General features: G+C 62.9%; 16 protein-coding genes. 8 read left to right on the plus strand and 8 right to left on the minus strand.

Annotated features, from left to right (window positions below):
• Positions 1–95: 95 nt before the first annotated feature.
• From M1P90_RS16435 to M1P90_RS16450, 4 genes are all read right to left on the minus strand, one after another.
• Positions 96–1,088 (minus strand): LacI family DNA-binding transcriptional regulator, encoded by a 993-nt coding sequence (locus M1P90_RS16435; protein ID WP_483704107.1) that lies wholly within the window; start codon positions 1,086–1,088, stop codon positions 96–98.
• A 153-nt stretch (positions 1,089–1,241) separates the two neighbouring features.
• Complete coding sequence (locus tag M1P90_RS16440; protein WP_483704109.1) at positions 1,242–2,375, minus strand: carbohydrate ABC transporter permease; 1,134 nt, start codon at positions 2,373–2,375, stop codon at positions 1,242–1,244.
• Entirely contained in the window at positions 2,376–3,494 is a 1,119-nt protein-coding gene (locus tag M1P90_RS16445) for a carbohydrate ABC transporter permease (RefSeq protein WP_483704111.1), read from the minus strand.
• Positions 3,495–3,630: 136 nt separating this feature from the next.
• Positions 3,631–5,172 (minus strand): ABC transporter substrate-binding protein, encoded by a 1,542-nt coding sequence (locus M1P90_RS16450; protein ID WP_483704113.1) that lies wholly within the window; start codon positions 5,170–5,172, stop codon positions 3,631–3,633.
• Positions 5,173–5,751: 579 nt separating this feature from the next.
• On the opposite strand from M1P90_RS16450, the gene M1P90_RS16455 reads away from it, so the two are divergent.
• Positions 5,752–7,119 (plus strand): nicotinate phosphoribosyltransferase, encoded by a 1,368-nt coding sequence (locus tag M1P90_RS16455; protein WP_483704115.1) that lies wholly within the window; start codon positions 5,752–5,754, stop codon positions 7,117–7,119.
• Positions 7,120–7,232: 113 nt separating this feature from the next.
• Positions 7,233–7,877: a hypothetical protein gene (locus M1P90_RS16460; RefSeq protein WP_483704117.1), complete on the plus strand. Its 645-nt coding sequence runs from the start codon at positions 7,233–7,235 to the stop codon at positions 7,875–7,877.
• Positions 7,878–7,964: 87 nt separating this feature from the next.
• Here M1P90_RS16460 and M1P90_RS16465 read toward each other — a convergent pair whose 3' ends face one another.
• The gene (locus M1P90_RS16465) at positions 7,965–8,330 is read right to left on the minus strand and encodes a hypothetical protein (RefSeq protein ID WP_483704119.1); all 366 of its coding nucleotides are present in this window, start codon (positions 8,328–8,330) and stop codon (positions 7,965–7,967) included.
• 217 nt (positions 8,331–8,547) lie between these two features.
• Here M1P90_RS16465 and M1P90_RS16470 point away from each other — a divergent pair, with 217 nt between their 5' ends.
• The 5 genes from M1P90_RS16470 (at position 8,548) to M1P90_RS16490 (ending at position 17,774) form a co-directional block, all read left to right on the plus strand.
• Entirely contained in the window at positions 8,548–11,040 is a 2,493-nt protein-coding gene (locus tag M1P90_RS16470; protein ID WP_483704121.1) for a hypothetical protein, read from the plus strand.
• A 201-nt stretch (positions 11,041–11,241) separates the two neighbouring features.
• On the plus strand, positions 11,242–11,955 hold the full coding sequence (locus M1P90_RS16475; protein WP_483704123.1) for a response regulator: 714 nt from the start codon (positions 11,242–11,244) through the stop codon (positions 11,953–11,955).
• Positions 11,956–12,032: 77 nt separating this feature from the next.
• Positions 12,033–13,181 carry a sensor histidine kinase gene (locus M1P90_RS16480; RefSeq protein WP_483704125.1) on the plus strand — a complete coding sequence of 383 codons (1,149 nt, stop codon included), beginning with the start codon at positions 12,033–12,035 and terminating at the stop codon, positions 13,179–13,181.
• A 423-nt stretch (positions 13,182–13,604) separates the two neighbouring features.
• Positions 13,605–15,935: a VC_2705 family sodium/solute symporter gene (locus M1P90_RS16485; RefSeq protein ID WP_483704127.1), complete on the plus strand. Its 2,331-nt coding sequence runs from the start codon at positions 13,605–13,607 to the stop codon at positions 15,933–15,935.
• A gap of 417 nt (positions 15,936–16,352) precedes the next feature.
• Entirely contained in the window at positions 16,353–17,774 is a 1,422-nt protein-coding gene (locus M1P90_RS16490; protein ID WP_483704129.1) for an MFS transporter, read from the plus strand.
• A gap of 361 nt (positions 17,775–18,135) precedes the next feature.
• On the opposite strand, the gene M1P90_RS16495 is transcribed toward M1P90_RS16490, so the two are convergent.
• The gene (locus M1P90_RS16495) at positions 18,136–18,324 is read right to left on the minus strand and encodes a hypothetical protein (RefSeq protein ID WP_483704131.1); all 189 of its coding nucleotides are present in this window, start codon (positions 18,322–18,324) and stop codon (positions 18,136–18,138) included.
• Between the two features lie 420 nt (positions 18,325–18,744).
• Between M1P90_RS16495 and M1P90_RS16500 the strand changes: the two genes are divergently transcribed.
• The gene (locus M1P90_RS16500) at positions 18,745–20,247 is read left to right on the plus strand and encodes a carboxypeptidase M32 (protein ID WP_483704133.1); all 1,503 of its coding nucleotides are present in this window, start codon (positions 18,745–18,747) and stop codon (positions 20,245–20,247) included.
• A 203-nt stretch (positions 20,248–20,450) separates the two neighbouring features.
• On the opposite strand, the gene M1P90_RS16505 is transcribed toward M1P90_RS16500, so the two are convergent.
• Together M1P90_RS16505 and leuS are read right to left on the minus strand one after the other, a co-directional pair.
• Positions 20,451–20,891: an META domain-containing protein gene (locus M1P90_RS16505; RefSeq protein WP_483704135.1), complete on the minus strand. Its 441-nt coding sequence runs from the start codon at positions 20,889–20,891 to the stop codon at positions 20,451–20,453.
• A gap of 173 nt (positions 20,892–21,064) precedes the next feature.
• The gene (gene leuS / locus M1P90_RS16510; RefSeq protein WP_483704137.1) at positions 21,065–23,515 is read right to left on the minus strand and encodes a leucine--tRNA ligase; all 2,451 of its coding nucleotides are present in this window, start codon (positions 23,513–23,515) and stop codon (positions 21,065–21,067) included.
• Between the last annotated feature and the right edge of the window lie 221 nt (positions 23,516–23,736).

A 23,736-nucleotide genomic window follows, 5' to 3' on the forward strand; every position in this document is an offset into this window, starting at 1 on the left:
TCACCGATAATACACCGCCCATGCTACCACCTCATCATCGTTTGTGTGTTGCGGCACCCAGCGCCCAGGCGCGGCGTACCAATTGCTCAATTGCCTCACGCCGTTTCGCGCGGCACAATTTCAAGCGGCAGCGAAACGCGCTGCGGCGGCCGCGCCTGATTGGCCATGCGGGCCAGCAATAGCTCAACCGCCACCCGCCCCGACTCCTCGAGCGGCTGGCGCACGGTCGTCAGGCCAATATAATCAGCCACTTCCACATCATCGAAGCCAACCACCGCTACATCGCGCGGCACGCTCAGCCCGCGTTCGCGGGCGGCTTTCAGCACGCCCATGGCTTGCGTATCGCTTGGGGCGAAAATGGCAGTTGGCGGCTCGGGCGTCGAGAACACGGCATGTGCCAGGCGGCGCGCATTTTCAAGGCTGTGCGTTCCGAGCTGAATATGCTCGGGCGCAATCTGGCAGCCATTGTCGGCCAGCGCCTGCTGATAGCCCAGCAAGCGCCGCTCGCTGGTATGAATCGCATAATCGGGAACGCCGGCGTCGCCCACAAAGCCAAAACGGCGATGCCCCTGCGCCAGCAGATAGTGCGCCACCAGCGCCCCGCCCGCAATATCGTCGATCTCGACACTGCTGAACGACGGGTGCGCACACTCGATCAGCACCGTTTCCAGATTATGAGCGCGCAAGCGCTGGGCTGCCGCATCGCCAAACGGCAGAGCCATCACAATCAGGCCATCCAGGCGGCGCAGCACCGGCAAGCTGGCCAGGTAGCTGTCGCGCCGCGCCGCCGACTCGACGTTATAGATCACCATTTCATACGATGCATCCGCAATCGCCGCAACCCCGCGAAAGCGCTGAACAAACGATGGGTAGGTAATAAACGGGGCCAGCACCCCAATGCGCCGGGTGCCCTTGCGGGCGCGCGCAGTTGCTTCGGCCTTGGGCACAAAATGCAGCCGGTCGATCGCTGCCTGCACGCGCGCCCGTGTTACCTGATTAACCTGCTCGGGGGAGTTCAGCACGCGCGAAACGGTCGAGATGCTCACGCTGGCGAGTTTTGCAATATCATAGATTGTTACATCAGACATGCCATCCTCGATCGGCACTGCGTTGCACCTCTCTGCTCAGCGTCGAATAGAATTTTCGTGGCACGCAGCAGCCGTGGCAGCGCATTGGTGAAGCGATGGCGGCTGTTCGGGCCTAACGAACAGCCGCCAGAAGAATGGAAGCGCCTGTTCTGCCTAACCCTTCACCGAGCCGGCCATCAGGCCGCGCACGAAGAAGCGCTGCAGTGAGAAGAAAACAACCAGCGGCAGCAGCATCGAAACAAAGCCACCTGCCGTCAGCAAATACCAGGCCTGCCCGCGCGACCCAAGCATCTGCGCAAGCTTGATTGTCATGACTTGCTGCTCGGGCGCGGTGCCGAGGAAGATCAGCGCGTTCAGGTAGTCGTTCCAAACCCACATAAACTGGAAGATCGCGAACGACGCCAGCGCCGGTACCGACAGCGGCAGGATCAGGCGCAGGAAGATCGTAAACTGCGATGCGCCGTCGATAAACGCCGACTCAAGGATCTCGCGCGGGAGCTGGCTGATGTAGTTGTAGAGCAGATAGATCGCCAGCGAAAGGCCGAAGCCAGTGTGCACCAGCCAGAGCGCCAGAAAAGTACCGTTGATCTGCAAGCCGCTGAATGCGCGCAGCAGCGGGATCAGCGCCACCTGTCCGGGGATCACCAGCAGGCCAACCACCATCGCAAAGAGTATTTTGCGCCCCGGGAAGCGCATCCACGCGAAGGCGTAGGCCGCGAAGGTCGCCAGCAGGATCGGGATCACCGTGGCCGGGATCGTCACCGTCAGCGAGTTCAGGAAGGCCTTGCTCATGTCTTCGCCCTTTTCGGTTCGGGTGGAACCATCGGGCAGCGTGAGCGTGAACTCCTGGCCAAACAGCACGTTCTGGTAGTTGCTGGTGGTGAAATTCGCGTTCGAGGTCCATTCTTTCTGCTGAACATTCAGCAGGCGAGCGCGCCGGTTCGCCCAGATCACGCGCCGGCCGTCAGGCAGATTGTAGCCAGCAATCAGCTGGTCGTTGCTCAGTGTCACGCCCAGCTGCGGGATCTCGATCGGCTGATCGAGCGGGATGCCTTTGGTGAGCTGAATCTGGTTCGCCTGCTCGCTCACATATTCCTGGTGCGGGAACACTGTCCACCAGCCGCTGTTGATAATGTCGCTGCTGTTGCGGAACGACGATACCAGCAGGCCAAGCAGCGGCACCAGCCAGATGATGCAGATGATCGCCAGCGTGCCGTTGACAAGAATGCCATTGACGAGCTTGTTGCGGCTGGCGCTGCCGGTTGTTGTTTTTGCCATCGCTGCCATTTAGAAGCCCTCCTGTTTCCCGAGCTGGCGCAGGTTGTAGATCATCACCGGCGAGATAACGATGAAGAGCACGATCGCGATAGCCGCGCCGTAGCCAAAATTACGGTTGGTGAAGAACTGGCGGTAAAACTCAGTTCCAACCACCGAGGTGCCGTACTGGCCACCCGTCATCACAAACACCTGGTCGAAGATCTTCAGCGTGCCAATTGCGGTGGTGGTCGTCACCGTCAGGATGGTGCCCTGGATGTAGGGAATAATGATTTGGAAAAAGGCCTGAATCTCGGTCGCGCCATCGACCTGCGCGGCTTCGATGATGTCGGCTGGCACGCCCTTGAGCGCCGACGACAGCAGCACCATACAGAAGCCGGTCGACCCCCAGATCATCACCAGCACCAGAAACAGGTTGTTCCAGGGTTGCAGCGTCAGCCACGATTGCGGCTCGATACCCAGCGATGTCAGCATGGCGTTCAGCACGCCGATTTGCGGCTGGCCAAGCGGCGCATAGGCGTAAATAAAGCGCCAGATCACGCTCGAGCCCACCAGCGAGATCGCCATCGGCACAAAAATGATTGCCTTGGCAACCGTCTCGAACGCGCTGCGGTCGGCCAGCACGGCGATCAGCAGGCCCAGGATCACACAGGATGCGGTGCCGGCAAACAGCCAGATCAGGTTGTTGCGGAACGACTCAAGCATTGAGCGATCGGTGAATGTGGCAATGTAGTTCTGCAGCCCAACGAACTGAGTGGTATCGTTGTTGAAGAAGCTCTGGTACAGCGTGATCAGGGTTGGGATGGTGAGAAACAGGAAAAGAATGGTAATGCCAGGCATAAAGAACAGGAACGGCAAGATCCGATTGCGCCACGTGGTGGGCAGCGCTTCGATCATCGCATTCGTGATGCCAAAGACAGCGGCAACCCCTCCCACACCCCAGACGATCGCAATGATCGCATTGAGCACTGAGGCGGTCTTGGTTCCTCTCAGGTATAAAAACCCGAGCCAGAGCAGCACGAAAACAACAGCTAAGCCGACAAGCGCAATGACAAACTGTCCCGGGTTCCACCCATCGGACCGGGCAGATGAAGCAGGGCGCTTCTCGACTTCTTGCGTTTGTTGGATCATCTTCGACCTCCTCGTATGCAGGCCGGTCGCGGCCTGGGGCAGTTTGGACGCGCTGTGACTACTGTAGCAGAGGGAGGAGAAAGTCGGTGTGTTATGCGCGGGCGGGCGACATCACTGCCGCCCGCCCACAGAAACCTTACTTCTTGACGTTCGCCCAACCATCCTGGATGGTCTTCAGCGCTGCGTCAAGGTCGGCACTCCCGCTCACATAGTCGGTCATGCCCTTCCAGAAGCTACCAGCGCCAACCTCGGCCGGCATCAGGTCCGAGCCGTCGAAGCGCGCGCTTGAAGCACCCGCAATGATCTCGGCGGCCTTCTTGTCAACCGGGCTGACATAGTCCGACAGAACGGCATTCTTGTGGGGCGAGATCGCGCCATTGCCAATCTTGATCCACGGCGCAACCGACTCGTAGGTGGTGAAGTATTCCATCACCGCGCGAACTTCGGGGCGGTCGTTGAACATGCTGAACAGGTCGCCCGCGAACAGCACTGGCTTGCCATACTGCGGATCAATCGGCGGCAGGTAGAAGAAGTCGTAGTCGACGCCGGCCTTGATACCAGGCTTGGCCTGCTCCATGAAGGTGGTGATGAACGTACCCTGGCGGTGCAGCCAGCACTTGGGCGGGTCCTGCACCATCGGGGCCGGCGCGTTGCCAAAGTTCGTGGTGGCGATGGCCGCGCGGCCACCGTACACGTACTTATCGTTGAACCAGATGTCGCTCATTTTCTGAACGGCATTCTTAACGACCGGGTCGGTGAACGGCAGCTCGCCCTTGGTCCACTTGTCGTAGTTCTCAAGCGAGGTCGTGCGCAGCATGATGTCTTCGACCCAGTCGGTCGCCGGCCAGCCGGTCGCGCCGCCCGACTCGATGCCGATGCACCAGGGGGTGTCGCCATCGGCAACGATCTGATCCATCAGCTTGGTCATGTCGTCCCAGGTCTCGGGAATGGTGTAGCCAGCCTCGTCAAAGGCTTTCTTCGGGTAGAAGACAATGCTCTTCAGGTTGATGCGGTTGAAGACGCCACCCAGGATCATCTTGCCACTGGCATCGGGTGCCGTGTTGGTGTCGATAAAGCCCTGGTTGTAGTTCTTCTTCAGCCAGTCGGCCTTGATAAAGCCGTTGAGGTCGATCAGCTTGCCCTGCTTGGCATAGCTGGCCATCACGCCCGGCTGCGGGAAGTTGACGATATCTTCGATCGTGCCGCTCTGGGCCTTGACGGCAATCGACTCGGTCGTGCTGCCCGGAACCAGGTTCACGGTGATACCGGTCTTCTCCTGGAAATCCTTAAACTGCGCCTTGAACTTGTTTTCTTCGTCGCCCGACAGGCCGTGGAGCAAGCTGACGGTGGTGCCTTTGTACTTGCCGGTATAGGCATCGGCCAGCTCCTGGCCAATCTCAGCATAGTCAACGGTGCCAGTTTCGCCGCCGCTCGACGGGGCAGCGGTGGCCTCGGCCATTGCGGTGGGCGCTTCAGCCATCGCCGTTGGCGCTTCCGCCATCGCGGTGGGGGCCTCAGCGGCCGGGGCAGCGGTTGGTTCGGCGGCCGGTGCGGCCGTGGCCTCAGCGGCCGGTGCAGGAGCCTGTGTCGGGGTTGCCGCGGTGCTGCCACCGCAGGCCGCCAGGATCAGGCTGGCGAACATTGCCAGCAGTACGAGCGAAAAGCTCTTCCTTCGCATAGATCTGTCCTCCTAACAAACGTTGTAGACGAGGATCAACAGAATACCCGGTGCGGACTGAAAGCACTGAGATACGAACGCGACCTCCTTTCAGCGAATGCGTGAGTGAGGCGGAAGGGTACATCGACGAAAGCCGTGGGCGACAAAACGCCAGGCCCTGGCGTGGCACGATATGAAAGAAGTGGGTTATGAAAGGCGTTCCTTATCATACCGCAAAACTTCCATTTGTACAGAAAGCCCAGAACACGGCCCGAATACGCTACCCAATACCAGCCCAGTCCACTCAGGCCGGCCCGCTATCCCTCAGAACGGCGCAGAACGCCGATGAATGCATGGAGCGTAGGGATGAAATGATGATTGAAACAAACTTTTATGAAAGCACTTTCAGTATATATGACGGTGAAAAGATTGTCAAGAGGGTATGATCAAAATCTTAACAAGATTCGCCGAATTACCCCGAACTACGCAAAGCACCGCACCTTGGATCTCTGGGCGGGGTATTGACAAACCCAAAACTTTCGCGTACAATGCTTATTGTCAATTATACAATAAACTATTGAGACGCAAAGGACAATCGCAATGAGCATTTTCGACAATCAGCGCCTGACGAATGAGTCGTTCAAAATAGATGCCGAGCGCATGCGCAGCGGCTGGTATTCCGACAAATATTTCGAAAATATTGTTGGGATGCTGAGCGTGCTGGCGCAGCGCGCCTATGGCTTTCAGGGTCATTCGTACCGAATGGCAGCAGCAGGAATCGATCCGCGCAATATCGACATTGGCAACCTTGAAGTCGAAATGCAGTGGTTTACGCGCCGCCAGCCCTTTTCTGTGGTTGCCGGAGTCGACAAGGCGCTGGCAATGCTGGCGTGCTGCACCGGCTATTTCGCGCCCGACGGCTCGTTCGTGAACACCTACGACCAATTGGAAGTGGAAGCCGTGCACGACGGCGTGATGGTGCCCTACAGCGGCGACCCGCTGAACGTTCGGCCAGTGCTGCGCGTGCGCGGGCGCTACCGCGACTTCGCGCTGCTCGAAACGCCAACGCTGGGCGCGCTGACCCGCGCGACCCGGATCGCCACAAACGTGTACAATGTGCTGGGCGCGGCGCGCGGCAAGCCGGTGCTGTTCTTCCCGGCGCGCTTCGACGCGCACGAGGTGCAGGCTGCCGACGGCTATGCCTACAATATCGCGGTGCAGCGCTTCAATATGGATCACGGGCACGCGGTTGGCTCGTTTATCTCCACCGACGCGCAGGGCGACTGGTGGGGCGGGCTGGGTGGCGGCACGGTGGCACACGCGGCGATTGCGGCCTTTCTGGGCGATACGGTCGAGTGCATGCTGGCCTTCGCGGAAACGCGCCCGGTCGAGATCCCGCGCATCGCCCTGATCGATTTCGACAACGATTGTGTTGGCACCACGCTCGCCGTGATGGAAGCGATGTTCCTGCGCTACCGCGAGCTGAGCGATGCGGGCCAGCACGACGAGGCAGCGCGCTACAAACTGTTTGGCGTGCGCCCCGATACCAGCGGCACCTTGCGCGACCGCAGCGTGCCGCCGCTGGGCCAGAAAGACCTGGATATGGGCGTTGCGCCGCGGCTGGTCTTCTTCCTGCGCCAGGCGATCGACGATGCATGGCAGAGCTGGAAGCTGCCACCGGAATGGGTCGAGCGGGCGCGCGCGTGGTGCCACGATGTGAAAATTGTGGTGACGGGCGGCTTTGGCCCGCGCAAAATCCGCCGCTTCGAAGAGCTGGGCGTGCCGGCCGACATCTACGGCGTCGGCTCGTCGCTCTTCTCGAACAGCGACGAAGAAGGCACCAACAACGATTTCACCGCCGACATTGTGCGCGTGAAGATCGCCGGCGAATGGCGCGACCTGGTGAAAATTGGCCGCCGCGCCTGCGACAACCCCGATTTGCAGCCAGTGAACGCGGTGGAGGTATAACCGCGACGACCGACAACCTGCCAGCAGGCGTATGCGATACGCCCCCGGCGACAACCTGCCAGCAGGCGTATGCGATACGCCCCCGGCGACAACCTGCCAACCGTACTGCCGCTATGCGAGACGCCAAAGCTTTAGCCGAATATCTGCGCCAGCGCGCGCCGCTCACCAGCGTCGTGAGCTACCCGGGCCGCGGGCCGTGGGGCAATAACCGCTACCCCGGCAACTGCTCGGGCTACCTGCTGATCGATCTGTGCGCGACCTTTCGGCCCGGCCACGTGCTCGACCCGATGGAAGGCGGCGGCACCAGTCGCGAGGTCTGCGCCGATATGGACATTCCGTACAGCGGCTTCGACCTGCACAGCGGCACCGATAGCCTGCGCGACCCAATTGGCAAAAACTACGACCTGATCTTCTGGCACCCGCCCTACCACGACATGAAGCTGTACAGCGACGACGCGCGCGATCTCAGCCGGGCGGGCTCGCTGCCGGCCTTCACCGCACTGCTGCGGGCGGGCTACTGGCGCTTTTTCGAGCTGCTGGCACCGGGCGGGCGGCTGGTGGTGCTGATGGGCGACCTGCGGCGCGGCGGGCGCTACGAGCCGCTCACCGTCGATGTGGCGCGGCTCGACCGCCAGCACATCGAGTCGATTGTCGTCAAAATCCAGCACAATGTCAGCTCGAACAGCACGCGCTATGGCGGGGCATTCGTGCCAATTCTGCACGAGACGCTGACAATCTTCCGCCGCCCGCCCGGGTAAAGAAGCATGCAAAACCACCGGGCGCAGGGTGTGCGTCCGGTGGTTTGCGTGGTACTTCTGCCAATATTCTGACGTTTTGCTCAGCAGCTAGACAAGGTAGGCGAACAGGTGCGTTTGCAGATATTTCCAGAGCGTCGGGCGAGCCACCTGGCGCGGGGCCAGCGGCTGCGTGCGCCGGCAGCTTGGGCAGTGTTCGAGCTTGAGCTGAACCTGGGCGGTGAACAGGCCGCCACAATCGGCGCAGGCGCGGCGGTGGTTGGCTTCGGCCAGGTGGTAGGCATAGTGCGTTTCGCACCAGACCGCATCCTTGCGGCACTCGCGGCACAGGTGCTGCGGCTGGCCATTGGCATCGTTGCGCACGCGCCGCCAGTCGGGATCGAACAGCGCGCTGTAGTTCTTGCATATATCGCAGGCGACGAATGCGCCCTGGTCTTCTGACTGAATAAAGCTCATGCTAATCCTCTTCCAATTGCATCGACCGCAGCGAGTGGACAGTCGTCGTCAGCACCGCTATCATTGTCTTCGCTATACATTATATACAAAGCAAAGTTCTTTTCAATTGTATGATTCATACAAATCACTGCGCAGCGAAGCGGCTCTTTTCCCGCGTGGCGCGTGTTTGCTCTTTCTGATGCAGCGCCCAGCTCACAGCCATCGGTAGAAATACACAATGCGACGATTTTCAACCCATACGCAAACGCCAGACCCAAACAGCGCAGTCGGCTATGGGCCGTGCAGCGGCGCGTGGCTGCTGTTTGCAACGCTCGGCAATATGCTGGCGGCGCTGGTGGTGGCCGGCATTCTGGCGGGCCACGCCGGCATTCCGCTGAGTGCTGGGCTCTTGCTTGGCGCGGCGTGCGCTGCGGGCCTACCCTCGCTTGTGCCGCTGCTGCGCGGGCGGGTTGTGCCGCGCTGGCCCGAGCTGGCGGCCGCGCTGGTGGCGGCATGCGCTGTGGCCGGCGCAGGCTTCTGCGCCGCATGGCCCACGCTCCTGCCGATGGGCATTTCGGTCGACGCCGCGCATCACATGCAGCTAATCGACTGGTTAGTCGCGCAGCGCGCGCTGCCGCCGATCACGAACGCGACGCGCGGCCTGCTGGGCGAGATGAACGCCTACCCGGCTGGATTTGCGCTGCTTGTAGTGGCGGCAGCGCGCGCGGCTGGCCTGCCCGCGCTGGAAGTGATGTACCCCTGCGCGGCGATTGTCGGCGGGCTGGTGGCGGGCGTGGTGGTGGCGCTGGCCGCTGGCCCATCTGCGGCCACGCAGTCGCGCTGGTGGCAGGCGCCGCTGCTGCTGGCCGGCCCGCTGCTGCTGCTGAGCCACGCCACCTTCTTTATGGATGCCTACCTCGACCAGAGCTACTACACCATGCTGTTTGGCGTGCTGCTGACGCTGCTGGCGTTTGGCCACGCGCTGGCCCTGCCGCGCTGGCCGCTGGCAGCTGCCGCGCAGCTGGGGCTCACGCTGGCGGCGCTGGCGAGCACCTACCCACTGTGGCTGCCGCTTCCCGCCGCGTTTGCCGCGCTGGTGCTGGCACGGCGTTGGCGCAGCGCGCAGACGATCTGGCAGGCGGCGCTGGTCTTCGCGCCACCGCTGCTGATGGGCGTGCTCGATGTGCTGCCACGCAGCCGCGCCGGCCAGGCGGTGCTGGCCCATCAGGGTCTGGTGGCGCTGCCGACGTTGGCGCGGCTCGCGCCAATTGTGCTGGCGCTGCTTGGCGCTGTGGTGCTGCTGGCCGCGCGCCGTGCCCGTGGGCTGCTTGGCGCGGCGGGCGTGGTGCTGCTGGCCGCGCTGGCGCTGGCCGCGCTGGCAGGCACCGGGCGGGTGGCAAACTACCACGCCTACAAGCTGCTGTTTGTGCTGACGCCGCTGGCCTGCGCAATCGTATCTGCTGCCGCGCTGGCGCTGGCCGAACGGCCGCGCTGGGAATGGCTAGCCGGCGGCGCGGCGCTGGGCCTTGCGCTTGCAACAAGCGCCTTCACGCAGCCGCCGACGCGCATCCAGCTGGTGACGCCCGATCTGGTGGCGGCGGCGCGCTGGCTGCGCGCAAACGAGCCCGAAGCGGCGACGCGCGCGCCAGTGGTTGGAACCTCGCTGGCGCCGCTGGCCTACTGGGTGCAGATCGGCTTGCTCGGGCAGCGCCGCGACAGCGCGCCAATTGCGCAGCGCGACCTGACTGCGTCGCTGCCGCCCGCCGAAAGCTGGCTGATCGACACCGAGCAGCCGTCGGTGGCGCTGCTGGCGCGCGCCAACGAGCGCCTGCCGGGCGTGCACACGCTGGCGCAGTTTGGCGATGTGCGGGTTGTGCGGCGCGACAAGCCGCTGGACGTAGCGGCGCTCAACCCGCTGGTGCTGCGCTACCACAGCTTCTGGGAAGACGAGCGCCTGAAAACCGCGATTGAAATCCAGCACCCGCTGGCCGGCCCGCTGCCCGAGCTGGAAATCGCGCTGGAGGCCGATGGCAAGCCGGTCAATCGCTTCCTGCTCGCGCCCGACCCGCAGCGCACCCGCCCGCAGTACCTGGGCGTCGACCTCTTGCCCGCCACGCTTGGCGGCGAAGGCTACGTCAATACCAGCGACTTCCCGCGCTTCGCCGGGCCAGCCGCGCCGCCAGCCGGCAACTACACGCTTGTGCTGCGGCTGATGCTGGCCGGCCAGAGCGTCGATGAGCGCGTGCTGGCGACCTTTGTGCGCAGCGGCGATGGGCAGATTGATGCGCTTGTGCCGGGCAGCGGCGAGTTTGTGTACCTGCGCCACAAGGCAGAGACGGCGGCACTGCGCGACAGCACAACCGATTTTGGTGGCGGGCTGGTATTGTCTGGCTGGAATGGACCTGCGCGTGCTGCGGCCGGCGCTCCCCTGGCAATCGACCTGCGCTGGCAGGCGGGCGCGCACACCGCACAGGCCTTCTTTCCCGAACTCCAGCTGCTCGATTCCAGCGGCAACGTCGTCGCAAGCGAAACATCTGCGCCGCAGGGTGGCTTCTACCCAAGCTGGCTGTGGCGCGCAGGCGAAAGTGTGGACGAGCAGCGCACGCTCGCGCTGCCGCCCGACCTGCCGCCCGGCAATTACCGCCTGCGACTGCTTGTGCACGATTACGTGGCGCAGCGCGTGCTGGGGCCGGCAGAGCTTGGCGCTGTGGAAGTGGTTGCACAACGCTAGAATGCAGAGCCATGTTAATTGCCGCAGATTACACAAATATGGGCCTATAATCTGCGTAATCTGCGTAATCTGTGGATAAATTTTTTGCGACTTTGACATCGCCCTGACTAGAATGGTATCACTGCGCGTGCCCGCGCCAGATATGCTACAATAGCCGCTGCAAACCCCAATTGTGGCTTTTTAACGCGAGGAGCTGGCTCGATGCAGAGCGCAACGATCCTTGTGGTTGACGACGAACCACCGATCCTCGATCTGATCGCCAGCTACCTGCGGGCCGATGGCTTTGCCGTGCATACCGCGCTCGATGGCCCAACTGCGCTTGCGCAGGCGCGCGCCACCCGCCCCGACCTGATCGTGCTTGATGTGATGCTGCCGGGCATGGATGGCATGGAAGTGTGCCGACGCATTCAGCAGGAATTCGACGTGTATGTGCTGATGCTGACCGCCCGCGCCGAAGAAATCGACAAGATCGTTGGGCTTTCGGTTGGCGCGGACGACTACCTGACCAAGCCGTTCAGCCCGCGCGAGCTGGTGGTGCGCGTGAAGGCCATTTTGCGCCGCAGCCGCACGCTGGGGCCACGCGCCACCCAGCCCACGCCCGAGCGCCCGGCGCTGCGCTTCGACGATCTGGCGATCGACCCCGACACACGCGAGGTGTGGCACAGCAACGAGCAGATTGACCTGACGCCACGCGAGTTCGATCTGCTGTATGCGCTGGCCGAACAGCCGGGCCGCGTGTTCAACCGCGACCAGCTGCTGGAGCGTGTGTGGGGCCACGATTTCGCTGGCATCGACCGGGTAGTGGACGTGCATGTGGGCCTGCTGCGCCGCAAGCTCGAACCCGACCCGGCGAACCCAACGTTTATCCAGACGGTGCGCGGCGTGGGCTATAAGTTCGTTGGGCGCCGGAAGTAAATTTTAAGTGTTGAATGCTAAGTTTTGAGTGCTAAATTTGAAACTCAACATTTAGCACTCAACACTCAAAATTTCTTATGAGCTGGCTACGACATCTCCGCTGGAAGCTCTTTGTTTCGCACCTCTCGATCCTGGTGATCGGCGTGATCGTGCTGCTCGCCACGGCGCACTTTCTGGCTGGCACGCAGCTCGTCCCCGATTCGCAGCTCAGCCTGGGGCAATCGGCTTCGGAAACCGGGCAGCTCGACGCATCCGAACTGCCGGCCAGCCCGGCCAGCCAGCAGGAGCGCTTTCAGGCGGTGGTCGATCAGGGCCTGCTGATCTCGGCCTTTGCCGCGCTGGCCGCCGCCGTGGTCGTCAGCCTGTTTGTGTCGCGCCGCATTGTCGAGCCGCTGCAGGAGCTGACCTTCACCAGCCAGCGCCTGGCGCGCGGCCACTACCACGAGCGCACTACCACCCGCTCAGACGACGAGCTGGCCGACCTGAGCCAGAGCATCAACCAGCTGGCCGAGGCGCTGGAGCAAACCGAGCAGCGCCGCCTGGCCCTGCTGGCCGACGTGGCCCACGAGCTGCGCACCCCGCTCACCACCATCGAAGGCTACATGGAAGGGCTGATCGACGGGGTGATCGCGCCGGAAGAGCATATTTTCGCGATGATCCAGCACGAGGCTGCGCGCCTGAAGTGGCTGATCGAGGAGATGGCGGTGCTGTCGCGCGCCGAGGCCGGGCAGCTGCGCGTGACGCCGCGCCCGCTGGCGCTGAGCGGCACGATTGCGCATGTGGTCGCGCAGTTTCAGCCGCAGTTCAGCGCCAAGGGTGTGACACTGCGCACCAGCCTGCCGCCCGACCTGCCCGAGATCGTGGCCGACCCCGACCGCCTTGAGCAGATTATGATTAACCTGGTGTCGAACGCAGTGCGCTACACGCCCGCTGGCGGGAGCGTGACGATCGCTGCCGGGGCGCACGATTTCTTTGTGCAGATCAGCGTGCGCGACACTGGCATGGGCATCACCGCCGAGCATCTGCCGCACATTTTCGAGCGCTTCTACCGCGTCGATAAGTCGCGCGCGCGCCAGAGCGGCGGCACCGGCATTGGCCTGACGATCACGCGCCACCTGGTATATGCGCAGGGCGGCGAGATCTGGGTGGAGAGCGCCGGCACCGGCCAGGGCGCTACATTTTATGTCACACTGCCGGTGCACGACGCGGCGGCGGTTCCGGCGTGACGGGGCGACAAGATGACGGGTGAGCGCAGAACCGAGAACCTGCCTCCTGCCTCCTGCCCACTGCCTCCTGCCTCCTGCCGACTGCCGACTGCCTCCTGCCTCCTGCCGACTGCCGACTGCCTCCTGCCGACTGCCTCCTGCCGACTGCCGACTGCCTCCTGCCGACTGCCCACTGCCTCCTGCCTCCTGCCGACTGCCCCCTGCCTCCTGCCGACTGCCGACTGCCGACTGCCGACTGCCGTGCAACACGCCATAGCCGGTGAGAAAAGCACGCGCCCGCGCGCGCAGCATCAGCAGCAGGGGCGAGCGCGAATCCGCCGTGGGAATGAGGCGCAGCGCACCAGCACACAATCTGCGCTACAATAGTCGCGTCACACGCCATCCAATAGTCGCAGCGCCACCCCACACAGACGAGGTGGAACAATGGTGTTTAACTGGTTTGGGCTGGTTCAGCTGATCGTGCTCTGGCTCCTGGTCGTCGTTGCGGCCGTGTGGGTGCTCGACTGGCTGTTCCCACCGCTGCGCCGCGACGAAAGCGAGCTGCCGGCCACGCCGCGCCAGCCGCTGCCTGCGCCTGTGCGCATTGCCGAGCCAGCGCGCCTGGCTCCGCTGGCACCGCCGCGCGCGAACCGGGCCGCCTGGCGTGCAAATTTGCGCATCGTTGGGGCGCTGCTGGTCATCTGGGCAGTGGTGTCGTTTGTGCCGGCGATCTTCGCGCAGCAGCTCAACCAGATCCAAATCTTCACCGGCTTCCCGCTGGCCTACTACATGGGCGCGCAAGGCTCGCTGGTGGTCTTTCTGGGGCTGATCACCGCCTACGCCTGGCGCGCGGCCCGCCTTGATCGGCGGCTGACCCCGGCCCTGCGCCTGCCCGAGGGCACGCGCGCCGGTCGCGCCGCCACGCTCCGCCTGGGCCTGATCTATATCTGCTTCACCATTGGCTTTATTCTGTTTGCGCTGCTCATGGGCGTGCTCGAACAGCGCTACAACCTGCCCGCCAACGTCAGCGGCTGGGCGCTGATGATCGTCATGATCGGCCTGTACGCGGTGATTGGCGTGGCCAGCCGCACCAGCAAGCTCGACGAATATTTTGTCGCGGGGCGGCGCATCCCGGCCTTCTTCAATGGCATGGCGATCAGCGCCGACTGGATGAGCGCGGCTTCGTTTATTTCGCTGGCCGGCACGCTCTGGCTGCTGGGCTACGAAGGGCTGGCCTATATCACCGGCTGGACGGGCGGCTATGTGCTGCTGGCGCTGCTGCTCGCGCCCTACCTGCGCAAATTCGGCCAGTACACCATCCCCGATTTTGTGGCAACCCGCTACGAAGGCCACCGCCCGCGCGTGGTTGCGGCCGTGATCGGCGTGATCATCTCCTTCACCTACCTGACCGCGCAGGTCACGGGCATTGGCATTATCATGAGCCGCTTTCTGGGCGTGAACTACCTGGCCGGCGTGACGATCGGCCTGAGCGCGGTGCTGTTCTGCTCGTACCTGGGCGGCATGCGCGCAATCACGTGGACGCAGGTGGCGCAGTGCATTGTGATGCTGATCGCCTACCTCACGCCGGTGACGATCCTGTCGTACCGCTCGACGGGCGTGCCCATCCCACAGATCATGTATGGCGAGGCGCTGCAGCAGATCACGCGGCTGGAAGTGGCGCAGGGCATCAACACCAGCTACGTCGCGCCGTTCAACGATTGGAGCGTGTGGAATTTTCTGGCGCTGATGTTCTGCCTGATGGTTGGCACCGCCGGCCTGCCCCACATCCTGATCCGCTTCTACACCGTGCCGGATGTTGGCGCGTCGCGGCGCAGCGTGGGCTGGGCGCTGCTGTTCATCTGCATGCTCTACTTCACCGCGCCGGCCTACGCCGCGTTTTCGCGCTTGGAGGTAATGCAGAATGTGGTGGGAAAGCCAATCACGGCCGTGCCCGAGTGGGCAGTAAACTGGGCAAATGTTGGCCTGATCGACTACACCGACCTGACGACACTGGACGGCAAGCCCATCACATCGCTGCCCGACTGGGCCAATACCCTGGTGCAGAGTAAGGAGCTGCTGATCAGCGACCGCAACGGCGACGGGCGCGTGGCGCTGGGCGAGCTGAGTGGGCCGGCCACGCTGCCCCACGACGGCGCAAACCCCACCGATGGCATTTTGCAGTTCAGCGAGCTGAAGATCGACCCTGACGTCGTGGTGCTCGCCACGCCCGAGATCGCCGGCCTGCCGCACACGGTTGCTGCGCTCGTGGCCGCGGGCGGGCTGGCCGCCGCACTTTCCACCGCCGACGGCCTGCTGCTTGTGATCGCCTCGGCGCTTTCGCACGATCTGTATGCGCGCACGCTCTACCCTGGCAGCGCCGCCCGCGAGCGCTTGCTGCTTGGCCGCGCGATGGTCTTCCTGGTTGCGGTGGCGGCCGCCTTTGCAGCCACGCGCCGCCTGCCGCTGATCGTGCAGCTGGTGGCGTGGGCGTTTTCTTTTGCCGCCGCGACTTTTTTCCCCGTTCTGGTGCTCGGCATCTTCTGGAAGCGCGCCAACGGCCGCGGCGCAGTTGCAGGCATGATCGCCGGCCTGCTCACCACCCTGGCGTATATGCTGCTGAACTCGCGCGACCCCAGCTTCAATGTGCTGGGCATCACCAATGTCGCGGCGGGCGTGTTTGGCGTGCCAGTGAACTTTTTGGTGACAATCGTCGTCAGCAAGCTCACGCCGCCGCCCTCGCCCGAGACTCAGGCGATGGTCGAATCCTTACGCTGATTGCGCCCAGCCAGGTCGATCTTTACAGAAACTTTACAAACACTGGCCTCAGCCCTACTACAACGCCAAAAATGCCGCCGCACGGCCGCCAAAATATTTACACAAAATTCACCATAATCTTGATCGGGCTTGACAATCGGGCCCTACTATACGAGCATCACGAACTACCCTGAACTACGGCCCAATATCACCAAGTGCACACCAATGCGGTGGTGTGTTTCCCTGAACGCCAGCATGCCCGCGCCTAACGTTCGCGCGCGCACGGCCAGGTTGCCGCTGGTGTACCCCTGGCATAGCGTAAAAGGAGGAGAACAAGACCGTATTCGCCCGCCTAACGACGCAGCCCCACTACCATCGTGAGAACGCGCACTCAGCGACGCAGTGACGCACAGCCGTAAGCTCAAAGGAGAAACATCTATGGCTACGATGACAGCCGCCGCGCCCAGCACCGCAGTCGATACCAAAGGTATCTGGAAAGTCATCCTCGCTTCCGCCCTGGGCACCATGATCGAATGGTACGACTTCTACATCTTTGGTAGCCTGGCAACCGTAATCGCTCTGAAGTTCTTCCCCACCGAAAGCCCAACTGCTGCACTGCTTTCAACCCTTGCAACGTTTGGTGCCGGCTTTGCCGCCCGCCCGTTTGGCGCGCTGGTCTTTGGCCGAATTGGCGACCTGGTAGGCCGCAAGTACGCCTTCCTTGTCACCCTGCTGATCATGGGTGGCGCAACCACATTGATCGGCCTGATGCCAACCTACGCCTCAATCGGCATTTTGGCCCCGACGATCCTGGTGCTCATCCGCATCGTTCAGGGTCTGGCGCTGGGCGGCGAGTATGGCGGCGCAGCAGTGTACGTTGCCGAGCACGTGCCCGACAACCGGCGTGGCTTCTACACCAGTTTCATCCAGATCACCGCGACGCTAGGCCTGTTTGTGTCGCTGCTGGTCATCCTGATTGTGCGCGGCGCGATGCCAGCGGCTACGTTCAACGAGTGGGGCTGGCGTATTCCGTTCATCCTCTCGATCTTCCTGGTGGGCGTATCGGTCTATATCCGCTCGAAGATGAAAGAGTCGCCGCTGTTCACCAAGCTGAAGAGCGAAGGCAAAACCTCGACCTCGCCGATCAAGGATAGCTTTGGCAGCGCGCGCAGCTGGCGCACTTTCTTCCTGGTGCTGCTGGGCGCGGCGGCCGGCCAGGCGGTGGTATGGTACACTGGCCAGTTTTATGTCAATAGCTGGATGAAGAGCGCGCTTAAGATCAACGCGACTACCGCTGACACCGTCACCGCAATCGCGCTGGCGCTGGGCATGCCTTTCTTCGTAGTGATGGGTTCGCTTTCGGATCGCATTGGCCGCAAGAAGGTCATGATGGCCGGTAACCTGCTGGCAGTCATTTTCCTGTACCCGATCTTCCTGGGCATCCAGTCCGCCGCTGGCCCGATCACGCCTGCGGTCACCGATGCTGCTGGCAAAGTTGTGACGCCAGCTGTGGCGGCCACCCCCAACACCGTGATGATCACACTGCTGATCTTCCTGATGCTGCTGTTCGTCACGATGGTCTACGGCCCGATCGCTGCCTTCCTGGTCGAGTCCTTCCCGGCCAAGATCCGCTACACCTCGGTGTCGCTGCCCTACCACTTTGGCAATGGCTACTTCGGCGGCTGGCTGCCCTTTATCGCCACCGCGCTGGTCGCCAGCACTGGCAACGTCTTCGCTGGCCTGTGGTTCCCAATCGGCGTCGCCGCGATGACATTCATCATCGGTATGCTGTTCCTGAAGGAAACCAACCACATTTCGATCCACGACGAAACCGAAGAAGCATACCCAACACCGGCCTAGCGCGAACACTCGCACCGCACACAAGGACGGCGGGGCCAGATGGCCTCGCCGTCCTTGTGTGCGGTGCTCAATCGGCTAAAGAAGTACGCACTGCGCACTTAGCTTTGTAGTGCGTAGTGCGTACTTCGTAAGAGAGAAGCCGGTGTAGCAGTGCCTGGTTATATTATGGCGGTTTGCAGAACAATTGAACACTCATATGCTGGCGAGAAGGCGTTGTAGCGCGGAAAATCCAACTGCGTCCTGCCGACTGCAAACTGCTGTGGTGCAGTATCGAGAAAGCGATGTGGAAATCGGAGCAGAGTTTCTGCATTGTAATCACCAATCCCTATTCCCCATCCCGTAACCCTGCGCTGAAAGTGCATTAGGCCTGCTGCCGCCCGCGCAGAAAGCGCAGCCCCAGCGTCACCAGCACCGCCACGATCAGCACCACAAACCACGGCACCGGGATGCGGAACAGCATCGACACGCCGTAGGAAACGCCTAGCAGCACGGTAAAGATCAGCGCAAAGCTCAGCAGCAGCGCTTCCCGATTCGACTCATCCGATTGCATCGCTTTATTTCTCCTCTGTATCGGGCCTTTGTCTGGGCGTCGGTCTGGGCGTATACGATACGCCCTTCGTCAGTCTGGCCGTATACGATACGCCCTTCGTCAGTCTGGCCGTATACGATACGCCCTTCGTCAGTCTGGCCGTATACGATACGCCCTTCGTCAGTCTGGCCGTATACGATACGCCCTTCGTCAGTCTGGGCGTATCGTATACGCCCTTTGTCAGTCTGGCCGTATACGATACGCCCTTCGTCAGTCTGGCCGTATACGATACGCCCTTCGTCAGTCTGGGCGTATACGATACGCCCTTTTGATACGCCCTTCTCGCCCGGCCCAGCATAGTATACACCCAGCATCCGCCCACCGCAGCAAGGGAGTGTGGTACACTATCGCCGCACGCAACGATAGCATGCGGAGGATTGTGTGGAACAAAAATTTGAACAACTCCAGGAGCGGCTCGCCGAAGTCACCGATCTTCAGGCGGCGGCGGCAGTGCTCGGCTGGGATCAGACGACCTATATGCCTCCGGGCGGCACCGAGGCGCGCGGCCGCCAGATGGCCACGCTGGCGCGGATCGCCCACGAGAAGTTTACCGACGACGCGGTTGGCGCGCTGCTCGATGACCTGAAACCTTACGAGGCCAGCCAGCCCTACGAATCCTTCGAAGCCAGCCTGATCCGCGCCGCCCGGCACGACTACGAGCGCGCCATCAATGTGCCATCCGATTTTTTGACCAAGCTCTACACCCACGCCGCAATGTCCTACGACGCCTGGACGCGCGCGCGCCCGGCCAACGACTTCGGCGCGGTTGAGCCAATTTTGGAAAAAACACTCGAGCTGAGCCGCCAGTATGCCGAGTTCTTCCCGCACGAGCATATCGCCGACCCGCTGATCGACGATTCCGACTATGGCATGAAAGCGTCGTCGGTGCGCACGCTGTTCCGCGATCTGCGCGACCAGCTGGTGCCACTGGTGCAGGCCATCACCGCGCAGCCGCCCGCCGACGACGCGTGCCTGCGCCAGCATTACCCCGAAGATCAGCAGCGCGCCTTTGGCGAGGCGGTGATCACGCGCTATGGCTACGATTTCGGGCGCGGGCGGCAGGACAAAACCCACCACCCGTTTATGACCAAGTTCTCGATTGGCGATGTGCGCATCACCACGCGATTCAACGAGCACGACCTGGGCGACGGGCTGTTCAGCACGCTCCACGAGGCTGGCCACGCGCTCTACGAGCAGGGCGTCAATCCCGCATTCGAGGGCACGCCGCTGGCCAGCGGCACCTCGTCGGGCGTGCACGAAAGCCAGTCGCGCATGTGGGAAAATATTGTGGGGCGCAGCCGGGGCTTCTGGCAGCACTTCTACGCGCAGCTTCAGGAAACCTTCCCGCAGCAGCTTGGCGATGTCGATCTCGACACCTTCTACCGCGCGGTGAACAAGGTGCAGCGCTCGCTCATTCGCGTCGATGCCGACGAGGTGACGTACAACCTCCACGTCATGCTGCGCTTCGATTTCGAGCTGGCGATGCTGGAAGGCAGCATGCGCGTGCGCGACCTGCCCGACGCCTGGCACGAGCGCATGGAATCCGACATTGGCGTGGCCCCGCCCGACAACCGCGACGGCGTGCTGCAAGATGTGCACTGGTACAGCGGGCAGATCGGCGGCGTGTTCCAGGGCTACACTATCGGCAATATCCTGAGCGCGCAGTTCTACGAAGCCGCCACAAAGGCGCACCCAAGCATCCCGAACGACATTGCGCGTGGTGAGTTTGGCGCATTGCACGGCTGGCTGAAAGACAATATCTACCAGTATGGCCGCACGTTCACCGCGCCCGAAATCGTCGAGCGCGCCACTGGCAGCCCGCTGAGCTTCGAGCCATACATCCGCTACCTGCGCGGCAAGTTCGGCGAGCTGTACGGCTTATAAACGCTACGGGCAGCTGCGTTAACCACCAAGACACCAAGGCACCAAGAGTTTACAGTTCTTGGTGCCTTCGTGTTTATTTTCAAATCGCTCTGTGCGTGCGCTAGTGCATTATCAAAAAAGTGATGCGGAAATCAGGGAAGAGTTTCTGCATTGCAATCACCAAACCCTATTCCCTAAACCCTAAACCCTGCGCTGAAAGCGCACTACGCCGTAAACGTCATCGTGCCGCGCGGCGAGGAAATGGTGAGCTGATTTCCGCTCACAGCATAGGTCGATTCGCCCTGCAGAATGGTCGCGAAGGTCGTTTCCTGCTGGTTCAGCGCCGGGTCAGCGCTCGCCATCAGCGTGCTCATCAGGTCGGAGGTGGTGAGCGTGCCGCCACTGGCGCGGTAGGTGCCGCCAAAACTGTTCACGCTTGAGTTGCCGCTGACCTTGCCACTTTCGAACTTCACGGTGGCGTGGCTGTTCGGCACGGCCGGCTGACCGTTGATTGCCACGAGCTGCCAGGTTTTGCCTTCCAGCTCAGGCGCGGCGGCATTTGTCCCCCACGGCACCAGCAGCCACGCGCCCAGACCCACCAGCACAATCGCGGCCAGCGCCACCAGCCACACGTTCGGGCGGCGCGGAGAATTTGCTTCACTCATTGCCCTGCTCCTTTTGCTGCGTATTGAAGCACAGACGCAATGCGGCGCGCGAAAGTTCCCCTTCACGCGCCGCAGCCCTGACAAAGAATAAGTTGTTTTAGCCACAGAGAACACAGAGGCCACGGAGTTGGATTTCTCGCCCTGTGCTCTCGGTGCGCTCTGTGGCTCGTTTCTCAGCCTGTCACGATATTCACCAGCCGGCCCGGCACCACCACCACGCGCCGCACGGCCCGCCCGCCAATCGCGGCCTGCACGCCCGGCGCGGCCAGCGCAGCCGCCCGCACCGCCGCCTCATCCGCGCCCGCCGCCACGCGGATGCGCTCGCGCACGCGCCCATCCACCTGCACGGCCAGCTCGTGCTCAGCCTCGGCGACGACGGTCGCCTCCGGCCAGGGGGCGTCGTGCACCGAGCCAGCGCCGCCCAGCCGCTCCCACAGCTCCTCGCTGGTGTGCGGGGCGAAGGGCGCCAGCAACAGCACCAGCGTGCGCCGCGCCTCGGCCGCATGTTCCGCCAGCAGGCTGTTCGCGCTGCGCAGCCAGTTGGCGAACTCCATCAGCGCGGCGATGGCCGTGTGGAAGCGGCGCGCGTGCAGCTCTTCGGTGACGCGAGCGATGCACGACGAATGGCGAATGACGAATTGCAAATTCGCTGCCTCGGCACTTGCCGCTTCATCATCGCCTGCTCGCCCTCCTTCGTCCTCCGTCGTTGGTCGTTCGCCCGTACATATATCCCACACCCGCGCCAGAAAGCGCACCATGCCCACCACGCCACGGTCGCTGAAGTCGGCGTCTTCGTCGAATGGCCCCAGGAACAGCAGCGCCATGCGCGTGGCGTCGGCGCCGTAGCGCGCAATGTACTCGTCGGGGTTGACGACATTGCCACGCGATTTGCTCATTTTGCGGCCATCGCGCGTGATGGTGCCGTGCAGGCGCAGCCGCGCAAACGGCTCGGCGTGCGGCAGCAGCCCAATGTCGTGCAGCGCCATGCTGATGAAGCGCGCATACAGGTGGTGCATGGTGGCGTGCTCGGGCCCGCCGGTGTACATGCCCACCGGCACCCAGCGCCGCACGCGCGCATCGTCCCACGGCACGTCGTCGCGCTCGGTGGAGGTGTAGCGCAGGAAGTACCACGCGCTGTCCAGAAAATTGTCCGACACATCGGTTTCGCGGGTGGCCGGGCCGCCGCACTGCGGGCAGGTCGTATTCACCCACTCGGCCACGGTTGCCAGCGGCGACACGCCCGCACCGGTGGGGCGGAATTCGTCCAGCGGCGGCAGCAGCACCGGCAGCTGCTCGTCGGGCACCGGCAGTGTGCCACAGGCCGCGCAGTAAACGATTGGGATGGGCGGCCCCCAGTAGCGCTGCCGGCTGATCAGCCAGTCGCGCAGGCGGTAGCGCACAGCGGGGCGGTAGGCAGTTGGCACTTGCCAGCCGGCCGTGGCTTCACTCGGCGTGGCATCCACTTCCGAATGAGCACTGCCTTCTGCCGGCTGCCCGCTGCCGACTGCCATCAGCCCATACGCCTCGGCAAAGCGGCGGTCGCGCTCGTCGTGCGCGGGCACGCCCATGATTGCGCCAGTGCCATAGCCAGCCAGCACGTAGTCGGCCACCCACACAGGAATGCGCTCGCCATTGGCCGGGTTGGTGACATACAGACCCGTGAATACGCCGCTTGGTACGCCCTGCTGGCGCTCCAGCTCCAGCCGCCGCGCAGCCGCCTCGGCATAGGCGCGCACCTCGGCGGCATGCGGCCCGCCCGCCGCGACAACTTCCCGCACCAGCGGATGCTCGGGTGCCAGCGCCACAAAGGTCGCACCGAAGATCGTGTCGGGGCGCGTGGTGAAGACGGTGACCTCGCTGTGGAAGGGCGAAGCATTCGCCGTGACATCAGCGCCAGCTTGCCCGCTTGGGTCGAATGCTTCGCCCATACAAATTTCCGCGCCCTCGCTGCGCCCGATCCAGGCCTGCTGGCGCTTGATCACGGCTGGCGCAAAATCGACCTGGCTGAAATCCAGCAGGCGTTCGGCGTACTGCGTGATGCGGAAGAACCACTGCGTCATCTCACGCTGGGCCATGGGCGTGTCGCAGCGCTCGCAGCGCCCGTCCACCACCTGCTCGTTCGCCAGCACGGTTTTGCACGAAGGGCACCAGTTCACGGTCGCGGCGGCGCGGTAGGCCAGCCCGGCGCGAAACAGCTGCGTGAAGATCCATTGCGTCCAGCGGTAGTAGCGCGGGTCGGTGGTATCGACCTCGCGGCCCCAGTCGAAGGCCGCGCCCAGGCGGCGCAGCTGTGCGCGGAAGCGCGCGATTGCGCGTGGGGTCAGCTCGTGCGGGTGGGCGCCAACTTTCAGCGCGTAGTTTTCGGAGTGGATGCCGAAGGCGTCGTAGCCAATTGGCTGGAAGACGTCGTAGCCCTGGCGGCGCATGAAGCGCCCGTAGGTGTCTGCGCCGCCAAAGCTGAAGACGTGACCAACATGCAGGCCCTCACCGCTTGGGTAAGGGAATTCCATCAGGTTATAGAAGGGGCGCGCAGCGCGATCCAGATCGACCGCGCCGCGCCCCTCGGCGGCCCAGCGCGCCTGCCAGCGCGACTCAATAGCGTGGGGGTTGTACTCCTCGTTCATCGTGATTCTCCCTGGTTGGCGAAACGGCAACGACCAGCGGGTGCGTATTGGCCAGCAGGCTTAGCAGGCGGCGCACGCCAGGGAGAAGGGAGCGCGATTCTTTCTTGGTACGCATGGGAAAAATCTCCAATTTATTATTTACAAATTTACGATGTGATCCATCAAATGATTGAGCCGTTCCAATAGCCTGCGGCAGCAAGGTAATCAATTTTATTTTGTCG

The sequence above is a fragment of the Kouleothrix sp. 19917 genome, assembly GCF_057073505.1.